General features: G+C 47.5%; 16 protein-coding genes and 1 riboswitch. Of the genes, 15 read left to right on the top strand and 1 reads right to left on the bottom strand.

Features of this window, described 5'->3' with window-relative positions; all coding sequences use genetic code 11:
• Nucleotides 1–233 precede the first annotated feature (233 nt).
• From H581_RS32600 to H581_RS0100205, 11 genes are all read left to right on the top strand, one after another.
• Nucleotides 234–2,354, top strand: a complete 2,121-nt coding sequence (locus H581_RS32600; RefSeq protein ID WP_036717246.1) for an ATP-dependent helicase ComFA — start codon at nucleotides 234–236, stop codon at nucleotides 2,352–2,354.
• Nucleotides 2,351–3,244, top strand: a complete 894-nt coding sequence (locus tag H581_RS32595) for a ComFC family protein (RefSeq protein ID WP_051250354.1) — start codon at nucleotides 2,351–2,353, stop codon at nucleotides 3,242–3,244. Before H581_RS32600 ends, H581_RS32595 begins: the two co-directional genes overlap by 4 nt.
• Before the next feature lie 112 nt (nucleotides 3,245–3,356).
• Entirely contained in the window at nucleotides 3,357–3,773 is a 417-nt protein-coding gene (locus tag H581_RS0100245; RefSeq protein WP_028608246.1) for a TIGR03826 family flagellar region protein, read from the top strand.
• Between the two features lie 209 nt (nucleotides 3,774–3,982).
• Complete coding sequence (gene flgM / locus H581_RS0100240; RefSeq protein WP_028608245.1) at nucleotides 3,983–4,249, top strand: flagellar biosynthesis anti-sigma factor FlgM; 267 nt, start codon at nucleotides 3,983–3,985, stop codon at nucleotides 4,247–4,249.
• A 27-nt stretch (nucleotides 4,250–4,276) separates the two neighbouring features.
• Nucleotides 4,277–4,777 carry a flagellar protein FlgN gene (locus tag H581_RS0100235; RefSeq protein ID WP_028608244.1) on the top strand — a complete coding sequence of 167 codons (501 nt, stop codon included), beginning with the start codon at nucleotides 4,277–4,279 and terminating at the stop codon, nucleotides 4,775–4,777.
• 14 nt (nucleotides 4,778–4,791) lie between these two features.
• Nucleotides 4,792–6,333, top strand: coding sequence for a flagellar hook-associated protein FlgK (flgK, locus tag H581_RS0100230; protein WP_028608243.1), 1,542 nt, complete (start codon nucleotides 4,792–4,794; stop codon nucleotides 6,331–6,333).
• 32 nt (nucleotides 6,334–6,365) lie between these two features.
• Nucleotides 6,366–7,265 carry a flagellar hook-associated protein FlgL gene (flgL, locus tag H581_RS0100225; RefSeq protein WP_028608242.1) on the top strand — a complete coding sequence of 300 codons (900 nt, stop codon included), beginning with the start codon at nucleotides 6,366–6,368 and terminating at the stop codon, nucleotides 7,263–7,265.
• A 7-nt stretch (nucleotides 7,266–7,272) separates the two neighbouring features.
• On the top strand, nucleotides 7,273–7,842 hold the full coding sequence (locus tag H581_RS0100220; RefSeq protein WP_156889459.1) for a DUF6470 family protein: 570 nt from the start codon (nucleotides 7,273–7,275) through the stop codon (nucleotides 7,840–7,842).
• 53 nt (nucleotides 7,843–7,895) lie between these two features.
• Nucleotides 7,896–8,312, top strand: a complete 417-nt coding sequence (gene fliW, locus H581_RS32590) for a flagellar assembly protein FliW (protein WP_036717240.1) — start codon at nucleotides 7,896–7,898, stop codon at nucleotides 8,310–8,312.
• Complete coding sequence (gene csrA, locus H581_RS0100210) at nucleotides 8,312–8,548, top strand: carbon storage regulator CsrA (RefSeq protein WP_028608240.1); 237 nt, start codon at nucleotides 8,312–8,314, stop codon at nucleotides 8,546–8,548. The genes fliW and csrA overlap by 1 nt, the downstream gene beginning before the upstream one ends.
• A gap of 110 nt (nucleotides 8,549–8,658) precedes the next feature.
• Entirely contained in the window at nucleotides 8,659–9,468 is an 810-nt protein-coding gene (locus H581_RS0100205; RefSeq protein WP_028608239.1) for a flagellin N-terminal helical domain-containing protein, read from the top strand.
• Between the two features lie 46 nt (nucleotides 9,469–9,514).
• Here H581_RS0100205 and H581_RS0100200 read toward each other — a convergent pair whose 3' ends face one another.
• Complete coding sequence (locus tag H581_RS0100200) at nucleotides 9,515–10,579, bottom strand: tetratricopeptide repeat-containing glycosyltransferase family 2 protein (RefSeq protein WP_028608238.1); 1,065 nt, start codon at nucleotides 10,577–10,579, stop codon at nucleotides 9,515–9,517.
• 143 nt (nucleotides 10,580–10,722) lie between these two features.
• On the opposite strand from H581_RS0100200, the gene fliD reads away from it, so the two are divergent.
• Genes fliD through H581_RS0100180 form a run of 4 tightly spaced genes read left to right on the top strand, consistent with a single transcriptional unit; the run spans nucleotide 10,723 to nucleotide 12,799 of the window.
• Complete coding sequence (gene fliD, locus H581_RS0100195; protein ID WP_028608237.1) at nucleotides 10,723–11,658, top strand: flagellar filament capping protein FliD; 936 nt, start codon at nucleotides 10,723–10,725, stop codon at nucleotides 11,656–11,658.
• Between the two features lie 32 nt (nucleotides 11,659–11,690).
• Nucleotides 11,691–12,038 carry a flagellar protein FlaG gene (locus H581_RS0100190; RefSeq protein ID WP_028608236.1) on the top strand — a complete coding sequence of 116 codons (348 nt, stop codon included), beginning with the start codon at nucleotides 11,691–11,693 and terminating at the stop codon, nucleotides 12,036–12,038.
• A gap of 6 nt (nucleotides 12,039–12,044) precedes the next feature.
• Nucleotides 12,045–12,434, top strand: a complete 390-nt coding sequence (fliS, locus tag H581_RS0100185) for a flagellar export chaperone FliS (RefSeq protein WP_028608235.1) — start codon at nucleotides 12,045–12,047, stop codon at nucleotides 12,432–12,434.
• Nucleotides 12,431–12,799, top strand: a complete 369-nt coding sequence (locus H581_RS0100180; RefSeq protein WP_028608234.1) for a hypothetical protein — start codon at nucleotides 12,431–12,433, stop codon at nucleotides 12,797–12,799. The genes fliS and H581_RS0100180 overlap by 4 nt, the downstream gene beginning before the upstream one ends.
• 74 nt (nucleotides 12,800–12,873) lie before the next feature.
• Nucleotides 12,874–12,959: riboswitch (cyclic di-GMP riboswitch) on the top strand.
• Nucleotides 12,960–13,035: the final 76 nt, after the last annotated feature.

Below are 13,035 nucleotides of genomic sequence, written 5' to 3'. Positions count from 1 at the left end.
GACATGTATAAGTTTCACACTTGTATGCACTCAGCATTCTCCGCGAACGGTTGCGTTATCTGATAGGGGCGCCGACAGGCGTTGCTGCTTGTTTAGGTGCTTTTAAGGCGGATTAATCGGTGTTGCTGCTTAACCAGTGAAGCGTAATGGAATGAAAATTGGGATGTTCGGGTTGGGAATAGTCGGTTATCGGAAAAGCATGCAGTACGAAAAGTTGGAAGGAGTGTTCGGGGATGAAGGCATATGTATACACGGTAAAGGTTAGAGCGAGTTGGCAAGCAAGGGTGACGGTCGAGCCGGTGGTAGACAAGCAGTTTTGGATGAATGGCTGCTTTGGGGCGGGAGGCAGGTTGAATGAAGCGATTGCTGATTGTGTCTGGTTATGGAAGGAAGCTTTGCCGCTGGGCGATGCATGTCGTGCGGTTGAGTTGTGGGAGGGAGGTTCCGCAGGGAAGAAAGGGAGATGGCATGTGATGGCGGGGAAGAAAGAGAGCCTGCGTGAGAGGGATAGTGTTGGAGGCAGTGGAAGGGAAGTAAGTAATGAGTTGGAAGCGTTGCAGCGTCTGTTTGCCTGTGTTGAAAAGGCGAAGCGGGAAGCGTTGACGGGCGGAAAGAGTGCTGGTTGGCGGGGGTTGTTTGGAGGAGGGCGCAGGCGTCCGCAGACGGCGGGCGGCGCGAGCTTGACAGGGAAGGCGGAGCGGTGGGGTTGTAGCGAAGAGCGAGAAGGAGGACGTGGCGAGCGGGCAGGGGAGACGGAGCGAGCGTATAGCGATGCGGAGCTTGCAGTAGGGGCAATGGAGCGAGCGTATAGCGATGCGGAGTTGGGTGAGCTCTCGGCAGGAGCGAAGCTTGCCGCGGAGGCTATGCAGGGACGTGCGCTTCTGCGCAGCGAAGCGCACGCCCTGCTGGACGGTGCCGGCGGTCCCGGCGCCGATGGAAGCTGGAGCGGAACGCTCCAGCTGGCCGCGCTGCTCGGGCGGGTACGCCTGAGCGGAGCGGTCGCCGCCGGCAGAGGCGGACGCAGGTGCAAGCGCTGCGGGAGCGGGGAGGCGGCTATGCGCCGCACGGCATGCGCGGCGTGCGGGCGGCTGTGCGCCTATTGTGCGGCGTGCATCGGGATGGGGCGAAGCCGGGAATGCGAGCTGCTCGTCACGGGTCAACTTGAGAGCGAGGGGGCGGGCGGAGCTGGTCTTCAGCGCTCTCTACTGCCGATTGAGCAGCGGCTTGAGAGATGGAAGCTGAGTCCGGCGCAAACGGCAGCCGCGGCGAAGGCGCTCCGTTTCGTTGAAAACCGTGCTTCAGCAGCGCGTCCCGTATTACCTGCCGAGAAATCCGCGCCGCCGATTCGCAACTTTTTGTTATGGGCCGTTACGGGAGCGGGAAAAACGGAGATGATCTTCCCGCTTGTGGAATCGGTGCTGCTTCGAGGCGGCAGAGCGCTCATCGCGACGCCTCGCCGCGATGTGGTTATCGAGCTCGATCCGCGAATTCGCAAAGCTTTTCCAAACGCTTCTGTCGTTACCTTATACGGCGGCAGCGAACAGCGGTGGGAGGCAGGAGAAATTACGCTGTCCACGACGCATCAATTGCTTCGGTTCAACGAGGGCTTTGATCTGGTCATCATTGACGAAATTGACGCTTTTCCTTATCATGGCGACCCTATTCTGCATTACGCGGCGGACAAAAGCTGTGCGCCTGGCGCAGCGCGTTTGTTATTATCGGCAACGCCGCCGAATGAGCTGCAGCGCGCTGCGCGAAGCGGAAAACTTCCGCATGCTAAAGTGCCCGTGCGCTACCACCGGAACCCGCTGCCGGTACCGCAGCTGCTTCCTGCACCGGCAGTCGCCCAAATGCTGCAGAAACGCAAGCTTCCTGTCAAGCTGCTGGCCGCCTTGCGTCAGTCATTGAATCGGGATGCCCAGCTTTTTATATTCGTACAAAAAATCGTGCAAACGGAGCCGATGGCCGCCTTGCTGCGCGCTGCGCTCCGACATTCCGCCATAGAAGCAACCTCGTCGCAGGACGACGACCGAACCTTGAAGGTGCGGCGATTCCGTGCCCGGGAAATTCGCGTGCTTGTTACGACGACCATTCTTGAACGCGGCGTCACGATACCCAGAAGCGACGTCTATATTTTGGATGCGGACGGCCGGTTGTTTGACGAGGCCTCCCTGGTGCAAATGGCCGGAAGAGCGGGACGCTCGGCGGACGACCCGTTCGGAAGGGTTTATTTTTGCAGCCGGGAACGCAACCGTTCGCAAATAGCCGCCGTTCGCCACATAAAAACGATGAACCGCATTGCGCGCAAGCAGGGGTACTTGCTTCCCGCGCACAAAGGAGGCTCGCCCCGATGATCGTCTCGCCAACCTCATGGCTGCAGCGGCTTCGCGCCGCTTTCACCGCATCCACGCAGCTGCTCGCGCCGCACTCTGCCGCATGCCTCATATGCGGCAAAACGCAACCCGCGGCTCGCAGCGCGGACAACCCAAACCACCCGAAGCTGCCGGCCGGGCTTCGGAACAGCGTTTGCGGAGCGTGTCTCTCCGCAATACCATGGCTCACCCGCATTCAGTGTCCCAAATGCGGCCGCGGCATCCGCTGCGACGACTGCGTTCGCAGCCCGCACCGCTCCTTTGTTTGCAACCGCAGCGCGGTGCAATATGACCCGATGATGCGCGCGCTGCTCGCCCAGTACAAATATCGGGGCAACGAACAGCTGGAGCCTCTTCTAGGGGCGATGCTGCTTCCGGCATTCGAGCTGCTTACTTCGGAAATAGCTTATCGGAGCAGTAAGCCGGCTAAGCCCGACTCTCGCCGCAAAATCCCGTTCCGCCAATACTGGGATGCGATCGTCTATGTGCCGATTAGCCGGGAGCGGGCAAGGGACCGCGGCTTTAACCAAGCCGAGCAGCTTGCAGCGCATATTGCGCAGCGTTATGACATACCGCTTCTGGATTTGCTCGTTCGCGCGCGGCATACGGAGAAGCAAAGCTTCAAAACGCGTTCCGAAAGGCTTAAGGATACGAGGCAGCTTTTTGAAATCAATCCCATGGAGCTTCATCGGCTTCACAAAGATCGGCTTGCCGGGCCAAATCATCCAGACGGAAGCCGCGGTAGATACCGCATTCTTCTTATCGACGATATTTATACGACCGGCAGCACGTCCGAGGCTTGCTCACGGACACTCCTGCAACAATCTGAACTGCCTTTCGAAATCTATGTGCTTACCTGGGCTCGATCCTAATCAGGGCGCGAATAAGTGTGAAGTAATAGATTCATAGTGAAAAATTTATAGGTTTCGATTAGAATGTAAATAAAAGTCGATGATGATCGACAAAGAAGGAGGGCTCAGAGCGATGAACCTGGATAATTGTCCTCGCTGCGGTAAACTATTTGCCAAAAATTTTAGAGACGTCTGCCCGTCGTGCTTGCGTGAAATCGATAAAGAGTACGAGCGATGCGCAGACTACTTACGTGAAAATAGAGGTTCGATCATTACGGAAGTATCAGACGCAACCGGGGTATCCATCAAGCAAATTACGAAGTTTATCCGCGAAGGCCGGATCTCCATGATGAACGCTCCAAATTTATCGTACCCGTGCGAATCCTGCGGATCGCTTATCCGTGAAAACCATATATGCGACAATTGCCGCGCCCGGCTGCAGAGAGATAAGCAGCATATGCTTGAGGACTTAGCCAGGAAGGATGACCTTAGAGGGTCTGATTCGCGTGCCGGCGCATACAAAAGTCTGGACAAATATAAGGACAAATAATGAAATCATGCTAATATTTTCATGCCTATAAATTTTTATTTGAATGAAGCCGATAATACTTGTAAAGGTATTCGGCTTTTTTAACGATAAGCTCGTCTAAGTTTCATACGTATAACAGGTTTATATTTCTGCGAAACGTCAGCTGTCTACGCCGGAGGAAGTTGACAGCCGTTTACGCTTAGGTCCTGCAAATGAATGAGGTGAATGAATTGAAAATAAACGAAACGAATCGCATAGGTGCGCTTAACACCTACCAGAAGCAAAATGAAGCCCGTTCAAGCGAAGCAAGCAAGGCGCGCAAGAAGGATGAGGTGCAAATCTCGGCAGCAGCCAAAGAAATGCTGACAACCAGCCAAGCGGGCAGCGCCGAACGGAACGAACGGATCAATCAGCTCAAGCAGTCGGTAACATCCGGCACTTATCATGTTGAAGCCGGCAAGATTGCAGAGAAGCTCTTACCCTACTTGAAGGATTAGAACTAATAGAAGGTGGCAGGCGAGAAAATGACGGTATCCAAAGTTATCGAAACGATGGACAGCTTAACCGAAATGCATAAGCACCTGCTGCAGTCGGGTTTGGAGAAGAAGCAAGCCATAATAAGCAAAGACCTTGATTCCCTTATGCGCATTATGCGGTTGGAATCCAAGATACTCAAGGATATAACGGCGATGGATATGATGCGGGTTGCGGCCTGCAGGAAGCTCATGCTGGAGAAAGGCGTGAAGAATCGGATCAACACGACTTATCGCCAGCTGATGGGGGTCGTCTTCGTGCCGGAGGAGCGTATTCGGCTGCAAGAAGTTCATGAACGGCTTGAAAGCGTGCTGAAGGAACTGAAGAACCTCAACGATCTGAACCAGGATTTACTGAATCAATCGCTTGATTTCGTTCATTTCTCGATTGATTTGTTGATATCCCCAGAGGATGAGAGTTACACATATAAGCATCCGTCCAATCAATTGCGCAATTCCAATCGGAACGGCATATATAATTCGAAGGCTTAAGGAGGCACGGCTTGATGAGATCGACCTTTCACGGCATAGAAACAGCCAAACGGAGCCTATTCGCTAATCAGGCTACGATTAATACAATAGGGCATAACATATCGAATGCGAATACCCCGGGTTATTCCCGCCAACGGGTCAATCTAGTGGCATCCCGTCCGATAGAAGCGCCTGGATTTATGCGGTCGAACACGCCTGGCCAATTAGGTACCGGCGTGGAGTTTACATCCATTACCCGGATTCGGGAACAGTACTTGGATGATCAATTCCGCAACGCCAACTCATCCTACGGCGGCTGGTCCATTCAATCGTCAACGCTCGGCAAGCTCGAAACGATCTTTAATGAGCCGTCGGATTCCGGCCTTCGTACCGTATTGGACAATTTTTGGAAGTCATGGACCGATTTGAGTAAAGACCCGGAGAATATTACGGGACGTAAGATTGTCCGCGAGAATGCATTGGCCCTTGTCGACGCATTCAACACAACAAGCAAGCATTTGGAGGATCTGGATAAGGACCTTACGGCAAATATTGAAGTTAAGGTATCGGAAGTCAATTCGATTGCGGGATCGATCGCCAATCTCAACTATGAGATCAAACGTCTGGAGGACCTTGGCGACAATCCGAACGATTTGCGTGATCAGCGGGACTATCTGGTGGATCAGCTTTCGCATATTGCGAATACGACCGTAACGCATACGGCGAACGGCTATGACATCTCCATCGGCACGCAAAATATCGTTACCGGACCTAATGCTATCCCCGCTACTTCGGCCCAGATTGAAGCGCAATTTACGGCAGGACGACTTAATGGCGGCGAACTTTCCGGGATGATCCTGTCCCGTGATAAATATGTGGCCGATTATAAAGAGCAGATTGATGCCATGGCCAACACGCTGGTTAACGGGCAAATAACCGTGACTCTTCCGGCAGGAACCATGTATAACGGAGCGAAGCTTGCAGCCGATCAGCAGGTAACCGTTAACGGGATTAACGGACTTCATAAGCTGGGCTATCTATTTACGAACCCGCCCCAGCAAGCGGGAGATGTTTTTGTGCCTGCAAGCTATAAGGTTAATGGCGTAATGGTACCGGTAACAGCAGGCAACATCAGCTTGAGCAAAGAAATTACGGACGATCCGATGATGATCGCGACCTCCATGCGGACCGAAATCGTTAACGGAGTTAATGAGACGGTAAAAGGAAATAACACGCTGGCGAACCTGATGGCTGATTTGAAAAACAATTCATTTGCTTTCACGCCAACAAGCAGCGGAAACGGAATTTCCAGCGGAACGATTGATTCATACTACCAATCGGTCATTGGACAGCTTGGCGTCCAAGCGCAAGAGGCTGAACGTCAATATATGAACCAGTACGACATCGTGAATCAGGTTGAATCAAGCAGGCAATCGGTAATGGGCGTCTCGCTTGACGAAGAAATGTCGGAATTAATTAAGTTCCAGCATGCGTATTCCGCTGCTGCGCGATTCATGACTTCGATCGATGAAACGTTGGATAAAGTGATTAATGGCATGGGTATTGTAGGACGTTAATCGATCTCTTCTCAAATAAGGAGGAATGAGCAGTGGCACTTCGCGTAACACCCGGCATGATGCATGGTAACCTCATGCGTAACGTTACCCACAATTTAAATCGGTTGGAGCATCAACAAAACATGCTCTCCACGGGCCGCAAATTGAACAAACCGTCCGATGATCCGGTTGGCATTACGTATTCCTTGCGGTACCGCAGCGAGCTTGCGATGAACGAGCAGTACGAGAAGAACGTTACAACGGCAAAATCACAGCTGGAGCATACGGATTCCGTTCTCGGTCAATTAAATGATATTGTGCAGAGAGCTCAGGAGCTTGTCACGCAGGCTCAGAATGGTACGAATCCGCAAACAGCCTTGGATGCTATTGGCATTGAAATTCAACAACTATATGAACAGGCAGTTATGATTGGCAATGATTCGATTAATGGTAAATATATTTTTAATGGACAAATGACAGACAAAGCACCATATGATCAGGCAACAGCAGAGACTCAGGATTCGGATACGATGAAGACGTTGATTACGTTGTCTGCCGGTGTGACGGTACCTATTAATATAACCGGAGATGAAGTGTTCGGCAGTTCAACGGATACGAACAACTTATTTAGAGTTTTAAAGGATATTCATAATGCATTGACGCCAACAGCAAATCCAACGGCATTGAAAAGTGCGGCTAACGAATTGAATTCACGCTATGATCAAATCGTAAACGTACGTTCGGAGATTGGTGCCCGTACAAATCGGGTGGAATTGATCGATGCGAGGTTGCAGGATTTAACACTTAATTTAAATAGTCTACAAGGCGAAACCGAAGATGCCGATATGGCCGAAACCATTATGAAATTCAATCAAGAGCAGACTGTCTATCAGGCTTCCCTATCTACCGGTGCGAAAATTATCCAGCCTTCCTTAATCGATTATTTAAGGTAATTAGAATATGAACGAGTTAAGACTATCTATTAGGCAAACCTTTGCGGCTATAGGAATAGAATCAAGAGCCGCGCAGCAGTCGATTCAGTCTTACAGCGGAGATATGCAAATAAAACAGCAACAAGCTGAAATGGATTTTTCATCGACGCCGGCACAGCTGGAAATTGACTCGAGTCAAGCATGGAGCGCACTTGCCAAAGGGCCGCATATGGAATGGAACAAACAGCTTTACAGCCAAATGAAATCGGTTTTTCTGCAGCATCTTGCCCAAAGAGTTCAGGAGGGCCATCAGATGGCCGATATCACGAATAAACGAAACGCGTTCGCAGACATTGCCAGGAGTAAGGTATTTGACCAGAGTCCGGTAAACTATATACCAGGAACGCCTGATTATGATAATGTTCATATTTCTTATTCGGCCGGCGGTGTGGATACAGCCATTACTCCGTCGCCCGTAGAAATTGAGTATACCCCTATCAAACCGGAGATTCAGGTTGTAAGGGGAAAGCTGGACATTTATTTAAGGCAGAAAAATTCGATCTCTATTGATGTTACAACCTATGATTGGTATAAATAAACTAATGCTATAGCATAAGCTATAGCATTAGCTTTTATATAAGGAGGATTGCCATGCATCCGTTGCTTCAAAATGTAAAACTTGATTTTGGCGGCAGTATTTACGGTTTCGAACAATTTAGTTATTTTAAAGCGGAAGAAATAGAGGCGGGCAGTGTCTTCGCTCATGTCCAAAGCGTTGAAGAATCGGAAATAAGGTTTGTTGTAATCTCACCTTTTGACGCCTATCCTGAATACGAATTTCAATTGAACGATCAAATGATCGGAGAACTGGGCATAGCACAAGCAGACGATATACTTGTATTGTCTATCGTTACGGTAAAGAAGCCTTTTGAATTATCAACGGTTAATTTGCTCGCTCCTTTAGTCATTAATATTAAAACTGGAGTGAGCAGGCAAGTCGTATTGAACGGAGTAAATTACTCCGTCAATATGCCTTTATTCTCATCTAGAACTGAAGGTGGCTGCTAATGCTGATATTAAGTCGCAAGCGCGGCCAATCGATATTGATTAATAACGACATTGAGATAATGATTACTAGTATTGAAGGGGATCAAGTGAAGATCGGCATTGTCGCTCCCCGGGAGATTAGTGTCATTCGCAAAGAAATAACAGATGATGTGCGTAGCACAAATAAGCAATCCGTACTAGCTGATGTTGATTTGGAGTCACTTGCGAAATGGTCTAAAAGTACTATGAGTAAATAATTTTTTTCAAGTCTATAAACTTTCGATCATATGCCTCCGATAATAATAATGTAAGGCGAACAGCCTGCCCACATGGAAGTGGACATTATAATTTCAAGGAGGAACATTTCATGATTATCAACCACAATCTTAACGCAATGAACTCGCACCGCAACCTGTTGTTTAACAACGTACAACAAGGTAAATCGAGCGAGAAGCTTTCTTCCGGTTACCGCATCAACCGTGCTGCTGACGACGCTGCCGGTCTCTCGATTTCCGAGAAAATGCGCGCTGCACTGAAATCGATGAACCAAGGCATGCGCAACGCTCAAGACGGCGTTTCGTTGGTACAAGCTGCCGAGGGCGCGATGAACGAAGTGTCCGACATGCTTACTCGTATGAAAGAACTTGCTACGCAAGCTTCCAACAGCACATACAACACGGACGACCACAATGCAATGGTATCTGAGTACACTTCGTTGGAACAAGCAATCAGCTACATCGCTTCTAACACTGAATTCAATGGAATCAAAGTGCTTGACGGCTCCGTAACTACTCCGTTGAACATTCAAGTAGGCGGTAATCTGGCTGACAAAGTTGAAATTGACCTTACGACAGTCGACATTTCTGCTCTTGATGTTGGTACGATTGACACTGTTGCAAATGCACAAGCTGCACTGGCTAAGATCGATACATCGATCAACACTGTAAACACAGCTCGTTCGACGCTGGGTGCGTTCCAAAACCAATTGGAGCATGTTTACAACAACATTAGCGTTAACGCTGAAAACCTGCAGGCTGCTGAATCGCGTATTCGTGATACGGACATGGCTGCTGAGATGATGAAATACACAAAATTCAACATCCTGCAACAAGCTTCGACAGCTATGCTGGCGCAAGCGAACCAAGCTCCACAAGGCGTACTGCAATTGCTTCGTTAATCGCTATAAACAAGAAAGACCCTTCATTGCGAAGGGTCTTTCTTGTTTATATGAAGTTCAATCGATCGCGCGCCGGTTCATAGCCTGAAGAGGAGGAAAGGCGATACATGGCGGTTGCCTTTTCGGTTTGGCCGAACATTTCATATAACAATCCTAAATTGTAAGCGGCTAGATATGAGGCTGTACCGATAACATACTCTGTGGCTGATTGTTGTCCTAAATGAAGACAGTATTGAAAGCTATTTTCGATCATTTCCACAAACTGCAATGCCTCATCGGGCTGCTGAAGGGCAAGCTCTAAATAGATGAGTCCGCAAACAAAATAATAATCGGAAACATGTTGCAGTCGAACGAAGTGGACTTCCAATGCAGCCAACGCTTTGTCCAACTGCTTCGTTTCGAGAAGTAAATATAGATAGTCGACGATCGGTTCTTCGGAATAAGTGCTATGGTTTTGAAGATTGCTGAGTGCCTTAGTATAAAAAGCTTCTGCTTGAACGGCATCTTTTTTTCGGTGATATTCTTTTCCTATTTTGAATAAAAGATAAGAGTCTTCCGGTTTGGATGCCAGTTCTTTCAAAAGAAGAGATAGATTACGCTCTGATTTATCAGTCTCATAGTAGCCGTCATGCAAAAAAATAAGCGGAGTGTCTGTCCGTTCGAATGAGCTTGCCAACTGTTCATGAATGATCCCGGTATAGGATACCGAACGCGGAAATAGCCTGGATGCTGCGCTTTTCGCGGTACGTAATTGACCGTTGTCCAAATAACTGCTGATAATCGTTACTTTACCGATTCGGTCCAGGGGTTGATTAATGAACTGTCGAAGCTGTACGGTGTAATCCTCCTCGAAATATTCGTCGGCATCAAGCACTAGAATCCAGTTGCCGGTCGTGCATGCGATTGAAAAATTTCTGGCTGCGGCAAAATCATCAATCCATTTAAAATCAAATACTTTAGCGCCTAATCTCTCAGCGATAAGTTTTGTAGAATCGGTTGAACCCGTATCAACAACGATCATTTCATCGACCATATGCTTGACGCTGTTTAAACAGCGCTCAATTACTTTTCCTTCGTTTTTAACGATCATAGCTAGCGATAAGGTGGTCATAAAGGGTTCCTCGCTTCATAAAAGGTTGTTAATCATTTATTATTTATAATTTTAATCGATTGTTCGATAATTCACTATAAATAATATCGAAGATTTGTTCGATAAACATAATAAGGGAAAAATTAAGATTGGAGTTGAATGTTATGGTAATGCGCATGACAGGTCTAAGCTCTGGTATGGACATTGAAAGCATGGTTAATAAGATGCTCGAAGTGGATCGGGTGCCTTTAAACAAGTTGAACGCCAAGAAAGTTAAGAATGAATGGCTGCAGGATGCCTATCGAGCCATTAATACCAGCATATATCCTTTGCGTGATACGGCGCAGCAATTGCAATATTCCTACAACTGGCCATCTGGCACGATAGACGCAACAGGTACGAAGGTATATTCGCAAGCCGACAAGGATGCGATCTACAATAAGATTTCTGATTTTGTGAAATCTTATAATGACTCCAGCATTACGATAAAGGGTAAGCTCAGCGAGAAAGCCGAAAGGGCTTATCAGCCTCTGACAAGTGAAGAGAAAAAAGCGATGAGCGAAGATGACATCAAAAATTGGGAGCAGAAAGCGAAACAGGGGTTGCTTGGGAGCGATCAAATATTGACCGATGCCTATTCAAATTTTAGAAGCATAGCAACTTCGGATGTAGAAAGCATCACGGATCCCGCGAAACCGGATTCGTTGGCGGACGTTGGCATAACTACAGGTATCTACGATCGAAGTAACCCATCTACTGCAGGGAAACTATATGTGAATTCTGAAAAGCTGAAGGCTGCTATTGAAGCGGATCCGAAAGCAGTAATCGAACTATTTGGCGGCGTCGCTCAGAAGATGTTCACAGAAACGACGAATACGATAGCAAAAATTTCGTCTAAAGCGGGCTCAGCAGGTTCGGTCTACAATAACGTTTCAACTGCACTAGGTAAAATTGAAGCGGATATCGAGAAAAAAATCAATATTTTAAATGCTAAAATTAATAAGAAAGAAGATAAATACTATTTGATGTTTAGTACGATGGAGAAAGCAATTGCAAACGGGAATGCACAGATGAGCTGGCTCCAGAGTCAATTCGGATAATGATACGAATCGGACCGGAGGCGGGATTGAAAATGGAAATAAATACAACCTCAAAAGCGAGCACGTATGAAAAGTCGTCGCGTATTCCCATAAAGGTTGTCGGCGAGTATCAGGAACTAAAAGTGAAAAGCAAATCCGCGATTTTATCTGTCAGCGAGCAAGCGTTGCTTAGCTCGATTGATAAGGCCAATAAAGCGGTTCAAGTAACCATTCATGAATTTAATTATAAAATTCATGAAGGAACAGGTGCGGTGATCGTTCAAGTTCTCAATAAAGAAACGCATGAGGTGGTTCATGAACTGCCTTCCGAGAAGTTCATCGAGCTGGTTGAGAAGCTGAAAGAACTAACTGTAGGTGCTATCATCGACGAGAAGAGGTGAAGAGGATTGCTTCACGCGCAGAATCAATACCAAAACACTAAGGTTCAGACATCCTCTCCAGGAGAACTTACATTATTGTTGTATAACGGTGCTATTCGCTTCATTAAACTAGGCATAGCCGCAATCGAGCAAAAAGATATGAACAGCAAGCATATGAATTTTATTAAGGCGCAAAACATAGTGGATGAGCTGCAAGCGACGTTAGATATGAATTATGAGATCTCTCGTAATTTGGTTAGTCTCTACGATTATATTCAATCCAAACTGTTTGAAGCGAATGCCAAGAAGGATAAAGCGGCAGCAAATGAAAGCTTGAATTTAATAACAGAGCTTAGAGACACATGGGCAGAAGCGTTAAAGCTGGCTAAACAGGATAAGGTGGCTTCGAACACATGAGTGAGGCTGCAGTGGAATCGTTGCTTAGCAGGATGAAAGATATATCGACCGAATTGCTGCAATTAGACTTAGAGGAAGAGGCGAATTTCAATTTGCTTCTTCTTCTTCAGGTCGAACAATCGGAACTGCGCGAGCGAGTGGATGAAGGCCTGATCAGTGAGCGCAGAACGTATACGGACGCCGAGAAATCTATTTTAGCAGAATGTTTGGGACTAGAGAAACAATTGCTTGAAGTTTTCCGCCATTTGAGTGAACAAGCCAATCGTGAATTATCGCTAATCGCGAATGGCAAAATTACTAGAAACGCCTATTTACAGGAAGCGACACAAATTAACGGCTATTTTATTGACAGCAAATCAAAATGAGGAATATTTAACTATTGTAATTGATGAAATCATAAATCTATTGTATAATAATAGTAATTTAGAATCAAAGAAAACTGAATATTTGGCAAAACTATAGTGATATAGTGACGCAAAGCCATGGGTCTTTCGTATGAATGCGCAAGATCGCCAGGATGCCCAAATGTTTGGTTATTCGACAATAGCATCCATATACAGTGGAGCTATTGTTTTTCTTTGTCAACTAATATTTTGGGAGG

Source organism: Paenibacillus harenae DSM 16969, from assembly GCF_000422465.1.
Taxonomy (GTDB): Bacteria; Bacillota; Bacilli; order Paenibacillales; family Paenibacillaceae; genus Pristimantibacillus; species Pristimantibacillus harenae.
This window is presented reverse-complemented; position numbering and strand designations above follow the sequence as displayed.